18 protein-coding genes are annotated in these 18,483 nt (G+C 53.0%); 9 read left to right on the top strand and 9 right to left on the bottom strand.

Features of this window, described 5'->3' with window-relative positions; genetic code table 11:
- Positions 1 to 299: 299 nt before the first annotated feature.
- On the bottom strand, positions 300 to 866 hold the full coding sequence (gmhB, locus tag N0B36_RS11970; RefSeq protein ID WP_259688175.1) for a D-glycero-beta-D-manno-heptose 1,7-bisphosphate 7-phosphatase: 567 nt from the start codon (positions 864 to 866) through the stop codon (positions 300 to 302).
- Between the two features lie 189 nt (positions 867 to 1,055).
- Between gmhB and metN the strand changes: the two genes are divergently transcribed.
- From metN to N0B36_RS11935, 7 genes are all read left to right on the top strand, one after another.
- Positions 1,056 to 2,087: a methionine ABC transporter ATP-binding protein MetN gene (gene metN / locus N0B36_RS11965; RefSeq protein ID WP_016151782.1), complete on the top strand. Its 1,032-nt coding sequence runs from the start codon at positions 1,056 to 1,058 to the stop codon at positions 2,085 to 2,087.
- Positions 2,080 to 2,733, top strand: coding sequence for a methionine ABC transporter permease MetI (locus N0B36_RS11960; protein ID WP_003018471.1), 654 nt, complete (start codon positions 2,080 to 2,082; stop codon positions 2,731 to 2,733). Before metN ends, N0B36_RS11960 begins: the two co-directional genes overlap by 8 nt.
- Before the next feature lie 44 nt (positions 2,734 to 2,777).
- Positions 2,778 to 3,593, top strand: a complete 816-nt coding sequence (metQ, locus tag N0B36_RS11955) for a methionine ABC transporter substrate-binding lipoprotein MetQ (protein WP_006686809.1) — start codon at positions 2,778 to 2,780, stop codon at positions 3,591 to 3,593.
- A 116-nt stretch (positions 3,594 to 3,709) separates the two neighbouring features.
- Positions 3,710 to 4,114, top strand: coding sequence for an Rcs stress response system protein RcsF (gene rcsF, locus N0B36_RS11950; protein ID WP_016151780.1), 405 nt, complete (start codon positions 3,710 to 3,712; stop codon positions 4,112 to 4,114).
- The gene (gene tsaA, locus N0B36_RS11945; protein WP_047417110.1) at positions 4,111 to 4,818 is read left to right on the top strand and encodes a tRNA (N6-threonylcarbamoyladenosine(37)-N6)-methyltransferase TrmO; all 708 of its coding nucleotides are present in this window, start codon (positions 4,111 to 4,113) and stop codon (positions 4,816 to 4,818) included. Before rcsF ends, tsaA begins: the two co-directional genes overlap by 4 nt.
- Before the next feature lie 113 nt (positions 4,819 to 4,931).
- On the top strand, positions 4,932 to 6,650 hold the full coding sequence (gene proS / locus N0B36_RS11940) for a proline--tRNA ligase (RefSeq protein ID WP_016151778.1): 1,719 nt from the start codon (positions 4,932 to 4,934) through the stop codon (positions 6,648 to 6,650).
- 52 nt (positions 6,651 to 6,702) lie between these two features.
- Complete coding sequence (locus N0B36_RS11935; RefSeq protein ID WP_053389214.1) at positions 6,703 to 7,527, top strand: YaeF family permuted papain-like enzyme; 825 nt, start codon at positions 6,703 to 6,705, stop codon at positions 7,525 to 7,527.
- A gap of 47 nt (positions 7,528 to 7,574) precedes the next feature.
- Here N0B36_RS11935 and nlpE read toward each other — a convergent pair whose 3' ends face one another.
- Genes nlpE through N0B36_RS11920 form a run of 3 tightly spaced genes read right to left on the bottom strand, consistent with a single transcriptional unit; the run spans position 7,575 to position 9,271 of the window.
- Complete coding sequence (nlpE, locus tag N0B36_RS11930; protein WP_087121852.1) at positions 7,575 to 8,276, bottom strand: envelope stress response activation lipoprotein NlpE; 702 nt, start codon at positions 8,274 to 8,276, stop codon at positions 7,575 to 7,577.
- Between the two features lie 30 nt (positions 8,277 to 8,306).
- Positions 8,307 to 8,729: an alternative ribosome rescue aminoacyl-tRNA hydrolase ArfB gene (gene arfB, locus N0B36_RS11925; RefSeq protein ID WP_016151775.1), complete on the bottom strand. Its 423-nt coding sequence runs from the start codon at positions 8,727 to 8,729 to the stop codon at positions 8,307 to 8,309.
- Positions 8,726 to 9,271 carry a YaeQ family protein gene (locus N0B36_RS11920; protein WP_046275338.1) on the bottom strand — a complete coding sequence of 182 codons (546 nt, stop codon included), beginning with the start codon at positions 9,269 to 9,271 and terminating at the stop codon, positions 8,726 to 8,728. The genes arfB and N0B36_RS11920 overlap by 4 nt, the downstream gene beginning before the upstream one ends.
- Positions 9,272 to 9,459: 188 nt before the next feature.
- Between N0B36_RS11920 and N0B36_RS11915 the strand changes: the two genes are divergently transcribed.
- Together N0B36_RS11915 and rof are read left to right on the top strand one after the other, a co-directional pair.
- The gene (locus tag N0B36_RS11915) at positions 9,460 to 9,660 is read left to right on the top strand and encodes a YaeP family protein (RefSeq protein ID WP_003018499.1); all 201 of its coding nucleotides are present in this window, start codon (positions 9,460 to 9,462) and stop codon (positions 9,658 to 9,660) included.
- Entirely contained in the window at positions 9,647 to 9,907 is a 261-nt protein-coding gene (gene rof, locus N0B36_RS11910; RefSeq protein ID WP_016151773.1) for a Rho-binding antiterminator, read from the top strand. The genes N0B36_RS11915 and rof overlap by 14 nt, the downstream gene beginning before the upstream one ends.
- 54 nt (positions 9,908 to 9,961) lie before the next feature.
- On the opposite strand, the gene tilS is transcribed toward rof, so the two are convergent.
- From tilS to dnaE, 5 genes are all read right to left on the bottom strand, one after another.
- Positions 9,962 to 11,254: a tRNA lysidine(34) synthetase TilS gene (gene tilS / locus N0B36_RS11905; RefSeq protein WP_259688174.1), complete on the bottom strand. Its 1,293-nt coding sequence runs from the start codon at positions 11,252 to 11,254 to the stop codon at positions 9,962 to 9,964.
- Between the two features lie 61 nt (positions 11,255 to 11,315).
- Positions 11,316 to 11,705 carry a VOC family protein gene (locus tag N0B36_RS11900; protein ID WP_016151771.1) on the bottom strand — a complete coding sequence of 130 codons (390 nt, stop codon included), beginning with the start codon at positions 11,703 to 11,705 and terminating at the stop codon, positions 11,316 to 11,318.
- Positions 11,706 to 11,771: 66 nt separating this feature from the next.
- Positions 11,772 to 13,910, bottom strand: coding sequence for a lysine decarboxylase LdcC (gene ldcC / locus N0B36_RS11895; protein ID WP_016151770.1), 2,139 nt, complete (start codon positions 13,908 to 13,910; stop codon positions 11,772 to 11,774).
- 99 nt (positions 13,911 to 14,009) lie between these two features.
- The gene (gene accA / locus N0B36_RS11890) at positions 14,010 to 14,969 is read right to left on the bottom strand and encodes an acetyl-CoA carboxylase carboxyl transferase subunit alpha (RefSeq protein ID WP_003018513.1); all 960 of its coding nucleotides are present in this window, start codon (positions 14,967 to 14,969) and stop codon (positions 14,010 to 14,012) included.
- 12 nt (positions 14,970 to 14,981) lie between these two features.
- Positions 14,982 to 18,464 carry a DNA polymerase III subunit alpha gene (dnaE, locus tag N0B36_RS11885; protein WP_016151769.1) on the bottom strand — a complete coding sequence of 1,161 codons (3,483 nt, stop codon included), beginning with the start codon at positions 18,462 to 18,464 and terminating at the stop codon, positions 14,982 to 14,984.
- Between the last annotated feature and the right edge of the window lie 19 nt (positions 18,465 to 18,483).

Raw genomic sequence — 18,483 nt, 5'->3', positions numbered from 1 at the left:
TTTTTCGTCTTGCGACGTTAAGAATCCGTATCTTCGAGTGCCCACACAGATTGTCTGATAAATTGTTAAAGAGCAGTTGCGACGCGCTTTAGCGCTCTGTCGCGAGGTGGCGTATATTACGCTTTCCTCTTTCAGAGTCAACCCTCATTTTCAGGTTTTTCTCTTCAACCGAACCGGCTGTTTGTGTGAAGTGATTCACATCCGCCGTGTCGATGGAGGCGCATTATAGGGAGTCGACTCAGGAAGACAAGCGGAAAAATGCATTTTTGTTTCAACCGCTCACCTTTTATCCATTGCGCTTACTTTTGCTGCTTATTTATCGCCATTGGCAGGTCTGCCAGACTATTTATGACCAAATCTGCCGCATTTTCTGCTTCCGGCGTAACAGGTTTGCCCGTGCGCACCAGAACCTTCGTTCCAACATTCGCCGCTGCTGCTGCCTGCATATCTTCTATCTTGTCGCCTACCATATAGGAAGCGGCCATATCGATATGCAGGAAGTCTCGGGCGGAGATCAACATTCCAGGATGCGGTTTACGACAGTCGCAGACCTGACGATACTCTTCTACTGTGCCCTGCGGATGATGCGGGCAATAGTAGATACCATCCAAATCAACGTCGCGATCGGCCAGCGACCAGTCCATCCATTCGGTCAACGTTTCAAACTGTGCCTCAGTAAATTTGCCACGAGCGATACCAGACTGGTTTGTCACGATAATGAGCGCGTAACCCATATTTTTAAGTTCACGCATGGCATCAATAACGCCGTCGATAAACTCGAACTCGTCAATCTCATGTACGTAACCGTGGTCCACATTAATGGTGCCGTCGCGGTCGAGAAAAATTGCGGGTACAGATTTTGCCACCTTTTATAGCTCCTGAATAAGGCATGTGGCTCTAGTATCGCATGTTTCGGCGGGCAAGAAAGTGCTCATCGTGCAAAGCTAGATTGATTTAGACGTCTGGATGCCTTAACATCCATCTTGTTGACGGCTTCGACCGTCACAGACAGACGAAAATGCCACGGCTAACTTAATTATGATAATAAATAACCAATGATTAAACTTTCGAATATCACCAAAGTGTTCCAGCAGGGGACTCGCACCATTCAGGCGCTAAATAAAGTCAGCCTGCACGTTCCTGCCGGGCAGATTTATGGCGTCATTGGCGCCTCCGGTGCCGGTAAAAGTACGCTCATTCGCTGCGTTAACTTACTTGAACGCCCAACCGAAGGCAGTGTTCAGGTTGGCGGTCAGGAGCTGACGACGCTTTCTGAATCCGAGCTGACTAAAGCTCGCCGTCAAATCGGCATGATTTTCCAACACTTTAACCTGCTCTCTTCCCGTACTGTGTTTGGCAACGTCGCGCTGCCGCTGGAACTGGATAACACGCCAAAGGAAGAGATCAAACGCCGTGTAACAGAACTGCTGGATTTAGTCGGTCTTGGCGACAAGCACGACAGCTACCCGGCCAACCTTTCCGGCGGACAAAAACAGCGAGTGGCGATTGCGCGTGCGCTGGCCAGCAATCCAAAAGTGTTGCTGTGTGATGAAGCCACCAGCGCACTTGATCCGGCAACAACCCGCTCGATTCTGGAATTATTGAAAGACATTAACCGTCGTTTGGGACTCACCATTCTGCTGATTACCCATGAGATGGACGTTGTAAAACGCATTTGTGACTGCGTGGCGGTCATCAGTAATGGTGAGCTGATTGAGCAGGACACCGTCAGCGAAGTGTTCTCCCACCCGAAAACGCCGCTGGCACAGAAATTTATCCAGTCCACACTACACCTGGATATCCCGGAAGATTATCTGGAACGTTTAAAAGCAAAGCCAGAAGCCGACAGCGTGCCAATGCTGCGCATGGAATTCACCGGTCATTCGGTTGATGCGCCATTACTTTCTGAGACGGCCCGTCGCTTTAACGTGAATAACAACATTATTAGCGCGCAGATGGATTACGCCGGCGGCGTGAAGTTCGGCATCATGCTGACTGAAATGCACGGCACACAGGAAGATACACAAGCAGCCATTAACTGGTTGCAGGAACACCATGTAAAAGTAGAGGTACTGGGTTATGTCTGAGCCGATGATGTGGCTACTGGTTCGCGGCGTATGGGAAACGCTGGCAATGACCTTTGTGTCCGGTTTTTTTGGTTTTGTGATTGGCCTGCCGGTTGGTGTGTTGCTGTACGTAACGCGGCCGGGGCAAATCATTGAGAACGCGAAGCTCTACCGCACGCTCTCTGCACTGGTGAATATTTTCCGTTCCATCCCGTTCATTATCTTGCTGGTGTGGATGATTCCGTTCACCCGCATGATCGTTGGCACCTCTATTGGACTGCAGGCCGCTATCGTCCCGCTGACCGTCGGCGCCGCGCCGTTTATCGCCCGTATGGTGGAAAACGCGCTGCTCGAAATCCCGACCGGGCTGATTGAAGCCTCGCGTGCAATGGGCGCCACGCCGCTGCAAATTGTACGTAAGGTATTATTACCAGAAGCACTGCCTGGACTGGTCAATGCGGCCACCATCACCCTTATCACGCTGGTGGGTTATTCCGCGATGGGCGGTGCCGTCGGTGCCGGTGGTCTTGGCCAGATTGGTTATCAGTACGGTTATATTGGCTACAACGCTACCGTCATGAATACAGTGCTGGTATTGCTCGTCGTTCTGGTTTATTTAATTCAGTTATCCGGCGATCGCATCGTCCGGGCTGTCACGCACAAATAACGTTGCACACAACACTAAAAACTCATTAAGAAAAGGAAATAAGCATGGCGTTCAAATTCAAAACCTTTGCGGCAGTTGGAGCCCTGATCGGTTCTCTGGCACTTGTGGGTTGCGGTCAGGATGAAAAAGATCCTAACCACATCAAAGTGGGCGTTATTGTTGGCGCAGAACAGCAGGTCGCAGAAGTCGCGCAGAAAGTGGCTAAAGAAAAATACGGTCTGGACGTTGAGCTGGTCACGTTTAACGATTACGTCCTGCCTAACGAAGCACTGAGCAAAGGCGATATTGATGCTAACGCCTTCCAGCACAAACCGTACCTGGATCAACAGATCAAAGATCGCGGCTACAAACTGGTTGCCGCAGGTAATACTTTTGTTTACCCGATTGCGGGCTACTCTAAAAAAATCAAATCACTGGATGAGTTGCAGGAAGGCTCTCAGGTCGCGATTCCAAACGATCCGACTAACCTTGGCCGCTCCCTGCTGCTGCTGCAAAAAGTGGGCTTAATCAAACTGAAAGACGGTGTTGGTCTGCTGCCGACCGCGCTGGACGTGATTGAAAACCCGAAAAACCTGAAGCTGGTTGAACTGGAAGCGCCGCAGCTGCCGCGTTCCCTGGACGATGCACAAATCGCACTGGCGGTCATCAACACGACCTACGCCAGCCAGATCGGCCTGACCCCAGCTAAAGACGGTATCTTTGTTGAAGATAAAGATTCTCCGTACGTAAACCTGATCGTGACTCGTGAAGACAATAAAGATGCTGAGAATGTGAAGAAATTCGTTCAGGCATACCAGTCTGACGAAGTGTACGAAGCAGCAAACAAAGTCTTCAACGGTGGTGCTGTTAAGGGCTGGTAATTTTAGGCTGTTTCCAGAATCTGTAATATCATCAGGACGGGCGCTTGCCCGTCTTGTCATTTATGCAAGCACCTGATTCAATATCTGACGTTTAGATCATTCATTGAGGAAATATTATGCGTGCTTTACCGATCTGTTTAGTAGCACTCATGCTGAGCGGCTGTTCTATGTTAAGCAGATCCCCTGTTGAACCCGTTCAAAGCACCGCTACCCCGCCTAAAGCGGAGCCGGAAAAACCCAAAGCACCGCGCGCGGCGCCGGTAAGAATCATTACTAACGCTGAAGATTTAGTTGGCAAACCGTTCCGCGATCTCGGCGAAGTCAGCGGCGAATCCTGCCAGGCATCCAACCAGGATTCACCGCCGAGCATTCCAACCGCACGCAAACGCATGCAGATTAACGCATCTAAAATGAAAGCAAATGCGGTATTACTGCACAGTTGCGAAGTAACCAGCGGAACGCCGGGTTGCTATCGCCAGGCGGTTTGCATCGGTTCTGCACTGAACATTTCGGCGAAATGAGCCATTTTCAGTTCGAGCAAATAGGCGTTATCCGCTCACCTTATAAAGAAAAGTTCGCCGTTCCACGCCAGCCTGGTCTGGTAAAAAGTGCCAGCGGTGAACTGCATTTGCTCGCACCTTATAACCAGGCCGATGCCGTTCGCGGCCTGGAAGCCTTCAGCCATTTGTGGGTGATTTTTGTTTTTCACCAGACAATGGAAGGTGGATGGCGTCCAACCGTGCGCCCTCCCCGTCTTGGCGGCAATGCCAGAATGGGCGTCTTTGCCACGCGTTCAACGTTTCGTCCGAACCCTGTTGGCATGTCGTTGGTTGAGCTGCGGGGCATCCGTTGCCATAAAGAGCACGTAATCCTTGAGCTCGGCGGGCTGGATCTTGTTGATGGCACGCCGGTAGTGGATATAAAACCGTATCTGCCGTTTGCCGAATCGCTGCCTGATGCTCGCGCCAGCTATGCTCAGGACGCGCCGCAGGCCAGTGTAGACGTGACGTTCAGTGAAGAGCTCGCTGAGCAACTCCCAAAGCTCGAACAGCGTTACCCGCATCTTCGTCAGTTTATTGCCGAAGTGCTGGCGCAGGATCCGCGTCCTGCCTACCGTAAAAACGAGGAAGAAGGCAAAACCTATGCCGTCTGGTTGCTGGACTTTAACGTCCGCTGGCGCGTGACGCCGTCAGGATTTGAGGTCTTTGCTCTGGAAGCCCGCTAATTTGCATCGCGTACTCTTTTGACATCCCCTTCTCGCTGGTAAACTAAACCACTTTTGTTTTGTGCCAGGCTCATTTTGAGCCTGTTCGATCGTTCAACTGGAACCGTAACAACATGCGTACTAGCCAATATCTGCTCTCCACTCTGAAGGAGACACCTGCCGACGCCGAGGTCATCAGCCACCAGCTGATGCTGCGCGCCGGGATGATCCGCAAGCTGGCCTCCGGGTTATATACCTGGCTGCCGACCGGCGTGCGCGTCCTGAAAAAAGTCGAAAACATCGTGCGTGAAGAGATGAACAACGCCGGTGCGATCGAGGTGTTGATGCCGGTCGTTCAGCCTTCTGAACTGTGGGAAGAGAGCGGCCGTTGGGAACAATACGGCCCGGAACTGCTGCGTATTGCTGACCGTGGCGATCGTTCGTTCGTACTCGGCCCAACGCATGAAGAAGTGATCACCGACCTGATCCGTAATGAGCTGAGCTCTTACAAACAGCTGCCGCTGAACTTCTATCAGATCCAGACCAAATTCCGTGACGAAGTGCGTCCGCGCTTCGGCGTGATGCGTTCCCGCGAATTCCTGATGAAAGATGCCTACTCTTTCCACACCTCTCAGGAATCTCTGCAGGAAACCTACGACGCGATGTACGCTGCGTACAGCAAAATCTTCAGCCGTATGGGGCTGGATTTCCGTGCGGTACAAGCGGATACCGGTTCTATCGGCGGCAGCGCCTCTCACGAATTCCAGGTGCTGGCGCAGAGCGGTGAAGACGATGTGATCTTCTCTGACTCTTCCGACTATGCGGCAAACATCGAGTTTGCCGAAGCTGTTGCACCGAAAGAACCGCGCGCCGCTGCAACGCAGGAAATGACGCTGGTTGATACGCCGAACGCTAAAACCATCGCCGAGCTGGTTGAACAATTCAACCTGCCTATCGAGAAAACCGTGAAAACCCTGCTGGTGAAAGCGGTTGAAGGCAGCAGCTACCCGCTGGTTGCGCTGCTGGTTCGTGGCGATCACGAGCTGAACGAAGTCAAGGCGGAAAAACTGCCGCAGGTTGCCAGCCCGCTGACCTTCGCCACCGAAGAAGAAATTCGTGCGCTGGTTAAAGCAGGTCCTGGATCTCTGGGTCCGGTGAACATGCCGATTCCGGTGGTTATCGACCGTACCGTTGCAGTAATGAGTGATTTTGCTGCCGGTGCCAACATCGACGGTAAACACTATTTCGGTATCAACTGGGATCGTGACGTGGCCACCCCGGAAGTGGCTGACATTCGTAACGTGGTCGCCGGCGATCCAAGCCCGGATGGCAAAGGTACGCTGATGATCAAACGCGGTATCGAAGTGGGCCACATCTTCCAATTGGGTACCAAGTACTCTGAAGCGATGAAAGCCGCCGTTCAGGGAGAAGATGGTCGTAACCAGACGCTGACCATGGGCTGCTACGGTATTGGGGTCACTCGCGTTGTGGCTGCCGCGATTGAACAGAACTACGACGATCGCGGCATTGTATGGCCAGACGCCATTGCCCCGTTCCAGGTTGCTATTCTGCCGATGAACATGCACAAATCCTACCGTGTGCAGGAGCTGGCTGAGAAGCTGTACGCGGAGCTGCGCGCGCAGGGTATTGAAGTGCTGATGGACGATCGTAAAGAGCGTCCAGGCGTGATGTTTGCTGATATGGAGCTCATCGGTATTCCGCATACCATCGTGCTGGGCGACCGTAACCTCGACAACGACGATATCGAATACAAATACCGTCGTAACGGCGAGAAAGAGCTGATTAAAACCGGCGACATCGTCGACTACCTGGTCAAAGCTATTAAAGGCTAATACCAGCACAAGGCCCTGAGGATCAGGGCCTTTTTTACATGGATTGTATAAAATGGCTAAACCAACGGCGTATTACCGCCTGCTCCTCCCCTTCGTTCTTCTGCTTTCAGCCTGCACGATTGACGTCAGTCAGCAAAATTCATCAGCAACCGCTGTTGATGCCCAGGCAAAGAAATGGGAGATAAAACTCCAGCATCAAAGCTCATTTACCGATCAAGCGCTGCATGAAATTACGGATACCGACCTCAGGCCGGGCGATCTGCTGTTTTCCTCGAGTCTTGGGGTGACCTCATTTGGTATTCGCGCGTTCAGCACCTCTTCTGTCAGCCATGTCGCTGTTTACCTTGGCGATAATGAAGTTGCCGAAGCGACCGGGGCGGGAGTACAAATCATTTCGCTTAAAAAGGCTGAAAATCACAGCGATAAGCTTTTTGCTCTGCGGGTCCCCAACCTCACACCGCAGCAGGCCGAAGAAATCAAAACATTCGCTTATAAAATCAAAGATAGCGGCTATAACTACCGCGGCATCGTCGAATTTATTCCGTTTATGGTGACCCGGCAAATATGTTCATTGAATCCTTTCTCAGAGGATTTTCGCCAGCAATGCGTCAGCGGGCTGGCAAAAGCACAGTTGAACAATACCAGCGAAGGAGAAAAGAAGGCGTGGTTTTGCTCCGAATTTGTAACCGATGCGTTTGCCACAGCCGGGCATCCGCTAACAATGGCGCAGCCGGGTTGGATTAGCCCTTCCGACCTGATGCATATGCGCGAAGGTGACATTTCCGCGTTTAAGTCTGAAACGCAGCTACAGTATATCGGCCACCTGAAGTTAGGGATTTATATCAAAACCAGCCGTTTTGTTGGATTGATCCGATAAGGAAAAACTGTCCGGGCGATCGCCGGACAGTTTTTATAAGCTGCAGATTAATCATCGCAACTCTGGCCAGGGATAAACTTAATTTCTTTATCCGCTCTTAAGGTTTTCACTGGTGTGCCCGTATCAGGATTTTCTTCCATCGTGAAGTGCCCTTCCACAGTAAGCAGAACTGCCTTATCCGTTGCACCACGCGCAGTCAGATAATCTCGCTCCAGTTGTGCATTGTTCGCGACAGAGACTCTTTTACCCGTCGCACAATCAGTGAAGGTTGCCGCGTCAGCCATATAGAAGTACATCCCCCGCATCGGCATTGGCGTCACCGGTAAGCTGGCGGAAACTGGCTCAAGCGTGTAGTTGAACTGTGACTCAATCGGGTTACCTTCACGATCGAGCATCTCCAGCGCTTCACCTTTTGCCCGGTAGTACGACTTTTCACCTTTGCTGTCAGTCAGCACCAGCTTATCGGCAGTGCGCGCCCATGTACCATAAGAGGCAAAGGAGGACGGTTCATCCCGCACGCCCTGATAGCGTTCGTTCATCACCCATGTGCCGTCTTTTTCCAGAAACAGAGAGGTTTCAATTCCTTCGCAGTCCGCGCAAGGCAAAATGCCACGCCAGCTTTGCTGCATCGGTTTTAATTCTGCCGCCCGCGTCGGCTGTAGTACATCGACTTCAGTACGGTTGTTACAGCCGATCAAGGAAAAAAGCGTGCATGCAGCGACCACGGACAATATTGCTGTTTTCACTATGAATTCCTTATAATTTTTTATTCCCGCTCGTCAGTCTTGCGTTCGACGAACTCTCCCACGCAGTGCTTTCACTGTGGATTTTTGCGCCTTCGATGACAACCTGCGCTCTTTCGAGGCGCGCGTAGGACGTGTTGCCTGTCGGCTTTTTTGCACCGCGGTTAATTCTTTTATCACCGCCACCAGTCGGGAGATTGCCGCTTCCCGATTTAGCTCCTGGCTACGGTATTCCTGCGCCTTTATGATAATAACGCCATCGCTGCTAATCAGATGATGGCTGGCGGCCAGCAGACGTTCCTTGTAATACTCTGGCAGGCCTGAGGCCCGAATGTCAAAGCGCAAGTGGATAGCCGTCGAGGTCTTGTTAACGTGCTGACCGCCCGCGCCCTGTGCCCGAATCGCCGTGATTTCCAGCTCACTGTCAGGGATAGAGACGTTTCGGGAGATAACAATCATGAACGCGGCTGCCACGCGGTCAGATGAATTTCCAGATTGTTCTGAGAATCAGACAGCCAGATAGCGCCATCCTGGATAGTTGCCTGCAGCGCCATTGTACGACCAGCAAAATCACTCAGTTGCGCCAGCTGTTCATCATCCAGATACCACACGGTGAGATTTTTAAACTGCGCACACTTGTTCTGGTTTTGCTGCCACCAGATCTGGGCCGCACGGCTGTTGTAAGTAAACAGAGCAACCTCACCAGACTGGGTACAGGCTTTTTTAATACGACGCTCATCCGGCAGACCCAGTTCAATCCAGAGATCGATGCCCAGATGGTCGTTACGCAGCCATGCTTCAGGCTCGTCTTCAGCACTCAGGCCACGCGTGAACTGCAGCCGTTCATCGGCATATTTAATCCAGGCCAGCAGGCGCAGCATCATGCGCTCCTGGGTTTCAGAGGGATGACGCGCCAGCGTCAAGGCCGCGTCAAGGAACTGGTTGCGGTCGAGATCCGCTACGTTGACGACGGCTTTATAAATTGTCGCTTTAAGCGCCATGAGAGAACTCCTTTCGAATCAGGCGCTCATTGTAGCGAAAACTGCGGCAAAAGGCTGCTAACAGCTCCTCAATCAAGGCGCTGATATTGCTTGAATGAGTATGGTATAGTCACCTTGCTAAACAGAGTTTATCTTCGTAGGCTTAGACTTGCATCCACGGTTAAGTCAGAGTGCTGACAGGAGGGCATGTGGAAAAATATTGTGAGTTAATACGCAAGCGGTACGCGGAAATCGCCAGCGGAGACTTAGGGTATATCCCGGATGCGCTGGGTTGCGTATTGAAGGTGCTTAATGAAGTGGCGGCAGACAGCGCCCTTCCAGAGTCGGTCAGGGAAAAAGCGGCCTATGCTGCCGCCAACTTACTGGTGAGCGATTATGTCAATGAATGAAACGTATCAACCCATCAATTGTGATGATTACGACAATCTTGAACTCGCCTGCCAGAACCATTTGTTACTGACGCTGGCGCTAAAAGATGGCGAAGTTTTGCAGGCGAAAGCGAATGACCTGGTTTCACGCAAAAACGTGGAGTATCTGGTCGCAGATGTCGCAGGTGAAATCCGGGAGCTTCGTCTCGATAAAATTGCCAGCTTCAGCCACCCGCAAATCGGTACCGTGGTCGTCAGCGAATCTTAACTTTTCTTGCGCCTTATCAGGCCTAAATGACCAGGCCTGATAATCGCACCGCCATCAGGCATGCCAAATCAGACTCATACCTTCTTCATCTACCGCCGCACCCTCACGCGTCACAAAAACACCCGCAGCCGCAATCAAGGTTTCACCGTAAAACAACAACGGCGTGGTATCTCGTCGCCAGGGCGGGATCCCCTGCTCCTGCCAGATTTTCTTTAATTTACGTCCACCGTTACGCCCGACAATATGCAATACGCCTGGCGCTTTAAAACGAATACTGATCGCTTCACCTGCTTGCGGCATGCGCAATTCGCCAGCAGAGATTAGCTGCACCGAGCCTAACCCGGCAGGCAGCGTCAACGGCGTATCCCGGCATGACCACGGGATGACTGTTTCGCTTTGCCCGTCGACCGATTTGACCCACCATAGCTGTGACTGATAGCGACGGACCTCATATTCTCCTAGACGAAAACAGGGGGAAGCATCTTCTCGCGCCAACGCCACTTCCTGCCAGATACGTTCCAGCCCGTCCCGGGAAGGCATCGGCGCATTTACCCCCGCCAACCAGCGACGAAGCAGAGCGGCACGCCGCACGCCACTCATCATCATTAACGGTGCCAGTAACAGCGTGCCTTGGGCAGTCACGCAGTCGGCTAAATCGTTGGCCAGCAGTTCATCCAGTAAACTCTCCTGCTCGGCGCACAGCGCGGCGCTACGGGCTGCGGCTTGCGCGAAGTGCGGCCATCGTTGTTGGAGCAACGGGGTAACGCGCAATCTGAGAAAATTGCGATCGTAGGCATCATCCTGATTACTTTCATCTTCGATCCAGCATAATTCATGCTGTCGCGCCCATGCTTCAAGCGCCTCTCGCGTTTGCGCCAGCAGCGGTCGAATCAGTTGGGTTCCGGCAAATGGTGAGCTTTCGCCCATGGCGGAAAGCCCGGCAGGACCACTGCCGCGCTTTAGCGCCAGTAGAAAGGTTTCACACTGGTCGTCGAGATGCTGGGCGGTCATCAGCACTTCACCCGGTAGTAAGGTCTGCGCAAATGCCTGATAGCGCGCGCGTCGCGCCTGAGCTTCGATGCCCAGACCATCATCCTCAAGATGGACCCGTTCAACCACCAGCGGCACCTGCCACTGTGCGCATACCGACTCACAGTGTTGCACCCAACTGTCTGCCTGCGGGCTTAATCCGTGATGAATATGGATTGCGCGCAAGGCAACCTCAGGATTTTGCGCTCGCCACAGTACCAGCTGATGCAGCAGCACGGTGGAGTCCAGCCCGCCGCTAAAGGCGACCAGAATCGATTGAGAATTTAGCAGTGAAGTGTTCAGCGTGAGTGTCGTCATGATGGTTACTTACAATGGCATTGCCCAGCACATTGCCGGGCTAATGCCACAATGATAAGACTTACAGCTCGTACAGTTCGAGCGGTAATCCGTCCGGATCGTTAAAAAACGTAAAGCGTTTGCCGGTAAACGGATCGATACGCACGGATTCGCACTTCACGTGGTGAGCTTCCAGATGCGCGATCGCTTTTTCCACGTCATCTACGCTGAACGCCAGATGGCGTAAACCGCAGGCTTCCGGTCGGCTCGGACGGCAAGGCGGAAATGGAAAAGAAAAAAGCTCAATCACATACTGACCGTTCAATGCCAGATCACCCTTCCACGAGTCACGTTCTTCCCGGTAGGCTTCGCTGATTAGCGTAAAGCCCAGCACATCACAGTAAAATGCCTTACTCGCCGCGTAATCCGTCGCAATAATGGCAATATGGTGAACCTGTTTTAATCCCAGCATAGCGTCATCGCCTCTTTCGTTTTTCTGCCAGCACGTTACTCGTGCGTAATGGGTTCACGCAAGTCGTCATGCCATTTTTAGGACTCGCACGCGATACACGCCATCTTCACCCAGTTTAGCGCCATGGATATCGGTTTCAAATCCAGGATAGTGATGGCCCACTGAACACAACATCAGCAGAAAATCGAGTACAGCCCGACTTTTGGCCGTGATCATTTCCCCGGGCATCAAGAGCGGCACACCGGGAGGATAAGGCAGAATCATATTGGCAGAAATGCGCCCCACCAGTTGATCGAGCGCCACCGTTTCGACCTCACCTTTGATCTGCCGCTGCCAGGCCTGGTGCGGGGTCATTTTCATTTCCGGTAAGGTATCAAATGCCCGCAGCATCAGCCCGGAGAGATCGTGCTGGCGGATCAGCTTATGGATCCCCTGCGCCAGATCCTGAATACGCATATTACGATAGAAATCGGGATCCTCGGCATACAGATCCGGCAGCATATTTTTCACGCGTAAATTCAGATCGTACGAGCGTTTAAATTCCGTCAGGCCGCGCAGTAGCCCCATCGCCCGGGTTTTATCAATGCCAATACTGAACAGGAACAACAGATTATACGGTCCCGTTTTCTCGACAACGACGCCGCGCTCATCAAGGAATTTCGCCACCAGCGCCGCAGGGATCCCCTCTTCACTCATATTTCCCTGTTCATCCATTCCCGGCGTAAGAATGGTGACCTTCACCGGGTCGAGGAACATATGGTCGGCGTCAGCATCAACAAATCCGTGCCAGTCTTCACCAGGCGCTACCGGCCAGCACTCCGCCTCATCTACCCTTTCCGGCTGCCAGATATCAAAGAACCAGCCATCCGACTCTTCGCGTAGCCGCTGCACTTCTTTACGGAAATGCAGCGCCCGCTCCACCGAACGATTGATCAACCGCTTGCCTGAATTGCCACGCAGCATTGCCGCCGCCGTTTCTATCGACGCGACAATCGGGTAGCTCGGGGAAGTGGAAGTGTGCATCATAAAGGCTTCGTTGAACGTCTCTTCGTCGTAGTCGCCCTTAATGTGGATCAGAGAAGCCTGTGATAGTGCCGCCAGCATCTTGTGGGTTGACTGGGTTTCAAAAATCACTTTCCCCGGCACCCGTTCGCCGCTCATCCCGCTTTTCCCCTGATAGATCGGGTGAAAATGGGTATACGGCACCCAGGCAGAATCAAAATGAATGGAGGGCACATCCAGGGTTTGCTTGATCCAGTTGGTGTTATACAACAGGCCGTCATAGGTGGAGTTGGTGATCACCGCGTGTACCGGCCATAGTGCCTGAGGGGTCTCTTCTACCTTGCGTTCAATGCTTGCGCGGGTGAATTCCCGACGAGGTATACCGCCGAGGATCCCCAGCGCATTGCGCGTAGGCTTCAGCCAGATTGGCACCACATCGCTCATCATTAGCAAATGCGCCAGCGACTTATGACAGTTACGATCAATCAGTAGCGTACTGCCTGAAGGCGCGGCATACATGCCGACAATCTTGTTCGACGTCGAGGTGCCGTTGGTCACCATATAGCTCTGCTCGGCGCCAAAGGTGCGCGCGATATACTCCTCCGCTTCCAGATGCGGGCCGGTATGATCCAGCAGCGATCCGAGTTCAGTCACGGAAATAGACACGTCGGCCTTCAGCGTATTGCCGCCAAAGAAATCATAGAACAGGCAGCCTACCGGGCTTTTCTGATACGCCGTTCCCGCCATATGTCCGGGCGTGCAGAAGGTGTACTTTCCTTCCTTCACATAGGTAAACAGCGCCTTGGTGAAAGGAGGCGTGATGTTATCGAGGTATTCGCTGGTGTACTGACGGATGCGGGTTGCAATATCTTCAGACTGGCCCAGCGCATACTCAAAAAACCACAGCGCCATGCGCAAGTCGTGCGCGCTGACATCCATCGTCGAATGGGTATTAATAAAGGCGTAGAGCGGGAGATACTCGTTGAGCTGGTTGATATCACTGCACAGATCCAGACTGTATTCATCCCAGTCAAAAATAACACCGCAAATTCGTGGGTTATGTTCGATAAACTTAAGCAGGTCGACGCTATTCTGCGGCCAGATAATCTGAAACCCCTGCTGTTGCAGCGCACGCTCAAGTTCCTTGATGGGCTCATCTTTATAAAAGACGCCATGCGGTCCCATGATGGCAATGATATTCATGCGTTCCTCCTGGAAAAACCTTAGTTAATCATAGCCTGGTGAAACCACAGGTAAAAAAAAGGGCCACAGCGTTGTGGCCCTTTTCAGAATTAATGCAGTTTACGCGTAACCGTAGCTCATCAGACGCTGGTAACGACGGTTTTTCAAATCATCTTTGCTTAACACGTCGAGGTCGGCGAGATCGGCCAGCAGCTGTGCTTTCAGGGACGCAGCCATCACTTCCGGGTTGCGGTGCGCGCCGCCCAGCGGTTCCGGGATGATAGAGTCGATAAGCTTCAGCTCTTTCAGACGCGGCGCGATAATCCCCATCGCTTCTGCGGCCAGCGGCGCTTTGTCGGCGCTTTTCCACAGAATGGAGGCACAACCTTCCGGGGAGATAACGGAATAGGTGCTGTATTGCAGCATATTCACTTTATCGCCTACGCCGATCGCCAGCGCGCCGCCGGAACCACCTTCACCAATAACGGTGCAGATTACCGGTACGCTCAGACGCGACATTTCACGCAGGTTGCGCGCAATCGCTTCAGACTGACCACGTTCTTCCGCGCCCACGCCCGGATAAGCCCCTGGGGTGTCGATGAAAGTAATGATCGGCATATTGAAACGCTCGGCCATTTCCATCAGACGCAGCGCTTTGCGATAGCCTTCCGGTGCCGGCATGCCGAAATTACGACGAATTTTTTCTTTGGTCTCACGGCCTTTCTGATGACCAATGATCATCACCGGACGACCATCCAGACGCGCGATGCCGCCGACAATAGCTTTATCATCCGCATAGGCGCGATCGCCCGCCAGCTCATCAAATTCATCAAATGCCAGGCGGACATAATCCAGGGTGTACGGACGCTGTGGATGGCGCGCCAGCTGGGCTACCTGCCATGCGCCAAGATCGGCGAAGATTTTACGCGTCAGCTCTACGCTTTTTTCACGCAGACGATGCACTTCTTCATCGATGTTAATATCCAGTTTCTCATCCTGACGGCTAACCGCAGTCAGAGAATCGATTTTTGCTTCCAGCTCTGCAATCGGCTGTTCAAAATCAAGGAAATTCAGACTCATAGTATTCCTGTATTAGTCAAACTCCAGTTCCACCTGCTCCGAACCAATAAGGCCACGGAGATCGTTTAGCAAACGATCGCTCGGAGAGACACGCCACGTTGCGCCAAAACGCAATCGCGCACGTGCATCCGCCCTCTGATAGTAGAGATGTACTGGAATTGTCCCCGAGCGGTGGGGTTCCAGAGACTGACGGAGTCGGTTTAAAAGCTGGTCATCAATTTGCCTGTCCGTCAGCGAGATAGCAAGCCCGCGAGCATATTTTTCCCGGGCTTCGTCAATATCCATGACTTCACGGGCCATCATTTTAAGCCCGCCGCTGAAGTCATCAAAGCTGACCTGTCCGCTGACGATAAGTATGCGGTCTTTTTCCAGCAATTGCTGGTATTTATCCAGGGCGTCGGTAAACAACATAACTTCCAGACGCCCGGAACGGTCATCCAGGGTACAGATGCCGATACGATTGCCGCGCTTGGTGACCATTACCCGCGCAGCAATGACGAGCCCCGCAGCCGTGGTGACTTTACCACGTTCTGTCGGATGCATGTCTTTCAGCCTGTGGCCTCCAACATAGCGCTCAATTTCTTTTAAATACTGGTTGATGGGGTGTCCCGTCAGGTAAAGCCCTAACGTTTCACGTTCCCCTTCTAATACCACCTGCTCCGGCCACGGTGTACAGTTAGCATAAGACTGTTCAATTTGTTCCGGCTCTTCAGCCAGCACGCCAAACATGTCCGCCTGACCCGTTGCCTCGGCTTTCGCATGCTGATCGGCGGCTTTTAGCGCATCGTTGAGCGAATTCATCAGCGCCGCACGATGCGGACCAAGGCGGTCAAACGCCCCGGACATGATTAACTTTTCCAGCACCCGGCGGTTGAGTTTTTTGATGTCCGTGCGCGCACAGAGATCAAACAGCTCGCGGAAGTAACCGCCTTCGTTGCGCGCCTCAATAATAGCTTCAATTGGCCCTTCACCCACGCCTTTTATCGCGCCGATGCCATAGACAATTTCGCCATCATCATTCACGTGAAAATGATAAAGCCCGGAGTTGATATCCGGCGGCAGGATTTTGAGCCCCATACGCCAGCATTCATCCACCAGCCCGACCACTTTCTCGGTGTTATCCATATCGGCGGTCATTACCGCCGCCATAAACTCGGCGGGGTAATGCGCCTTCAGCCATAGCGTCTGGTAAGAGACCAGCGCATAGGCGGCGGAGTGCGATTTGTTAAATCCGTAACCGGCGAATTTCTCCACCAGGTCAAAGATTTTCATCGCCAGTTCGCCGTCGACGCCGCGCTTTTTCGCCCCTTCTTCAAAGGTGCCGCGCTGCTTAGCCATCTCTTCCGGCTTTTTCTTACCCATCGCACGACGCAACATGTCCGCACCGCCAAGGGTATATCCGGACAGCTCCTGGGCAATCTGCATAACCTGTTCCTGATACAGGATAATGCCGTAGGTCGGCTCCAGTACCGGTTTCAGACACTCATGCTGCCATTGTACGTCCGGGTAGGAAATCTCTTCGCGACCATGCTTACGGTCGATAAAGTTATCTACCATCCCCGACTGTAGCGGACCTGGACGGAACAGGGCCACCAGGGCGATCATATCTTCGAAGCAGTCAGGCTGCAGACGTTTGATAAGATCTTTCATGCCGCGGGATTCAAGCTGGAAGACCGCCGTGGTCTCCGAGCGTTGCAGCATGTCGAAGCTTTTCTTGTCATCCAGCGGGATTGCGGCGATATCCAGCGGCGGCTCGCCGTTCTTTTCACGGCGCGCGTTAATCATTTCCAGCGCCCAGTTGATGATGGTGAGCGTACGCAGGCCGAGGAAGTCGAACTTCACAAGGCCGGCATATTCCACGTCGTTCTTATCAAACTGAGTAACCGGGTGCAGCCCCTGTTCATCGCAGTACAGCGGCGCAAAATCGGTAATTTTGGTCGGCGCGATAACTACACCACCGGCGTGTTTACCGGCGTTACGCGTGACGCCTTCCAGCTTACGCGCCATATCGATCAGCGCTTTAACCTCTTCATCTGCCTCATAGATTTCCGGCAGTTGGGGTTCGGCTTCAAAGGCTTTTGCCAGCGTCATGCCCGGATCGGGTGGCACCAGTTTCGAAATACGGTCAACGAAGCCGTACGGGTGTCCCAGAACGCGCCCCACGTCGCGGATAACCGCTTTGGCCGCCATCGTACCGAAGGTAATAATCTGCGAAACCGCATCACGACCGTACATTTCCGCCACGTGTTCAATTACCCGGTCGCGTTTCTCCATACAGAAGTCAACGTCGAAGTCGGGCATTGAGACACGTTCCGGGTTCAGGAATCGTTCGAACAGCAGGTCAAATTCCAGCGGATCCAGGTCGGTAATTTTCAGCGCATAGGCGACAAGCGAGCCGGCACCGGAACCACGTCCAGGGCCTACCGGTACGCCGTTATCTTTCGACCACTGGATAAATTCCATCACGATCAGGAAGTAGCCAGGAAATCCCATCTGGTTGATAACTTTCAGTTCAACTTCCAGACGTTCGTCATAAGGCGGGCGCTTCTGGGCGCGAACTTCAGGGTCCGGGAACAAAAACGCCAGACGCTCTTCCAGACCTTCGCGCGATTTCGCCACGAGGAAATCCTCGGTGGTCATATCACCGGTCGGGAACTGTGGCAGGAAATACTCACCCAGACGTACCGTCACGTTACAGCGCTTAGCTATCTCAACGGTGTTTTGCAGCGCTTCCGGAATATCGGAAAACAGCTCGCACATTTCATCTTCGCTACGCATGTACTGCTGCGGCGAATAATTACGTGGGCGTTTCGGGTCGTCAAGGGTGAACCCGTCATGGATTGCCACGCGGATTTCATGCGCGTCAAAATCACCGGTTTCAAGGAAACGAACATCGTTGGTCGCCACCACCGGAAGACCACGCCTTTCCGCCAGCTCTACCGCTGCATGCAGATAATTTTCTTCATCTTGCCTGCCGGTGCGGATAAGCTCGAGGAAGTAACAATTTGGAAAATGTTCTTCGTAAAACGCTACGCACTCATCAACCAGTGCGCTATTACCGCGCAGCAGGCTGCGCCCAACGTCGCCCATGCGGCCGCCGGAGAGCAAAATCAAACCTTCTTTTAACTCGGCCAGCCAATCCCGGTCGATGACCGGCCCTTCTGCGCCATAACCACGCTGATAGGCTTTCGATATCAACAACGTCAGGTTCTGATAGCCAGTATTGTTTGCGGCCAGCACGGTGAGCTGCGTGAGTTCATCGCCCAGCAGCTCGCTACGGACATGAAAATCTGCGCCAACTATCGGCTTGATACCCGCACCGTGACCCGCTCCGTAAAACTTCACCAGACCACACAGGTTGGTAAAATCGGTGATCGCCAGCGCAGGCATGCCTAACGCGGCCGCCTTTTTCACCAGCGGCCCGGTTTTCGCCAGCCCATCGATCATGGAGTAGTCGCTGTGCACCCGCAGGTGGACGAAACGAGGTTCAGACATCTTCAGATTCCTTCGACAC

The organism is Citrobacter sp. XY323 (genome assembly GCF_025106035.1).
Lineage (GTDB): Bacteria > Pseudomonadota > Gammaproteobacteria > Enterobacterales > Enterobacteriaceae > Citrobacter > Citrobacter braakii.
Note: the sequence above shows the minus strand (reverse complement) of the source record. Positions and strands in the feature narration are given on the sequence as shown.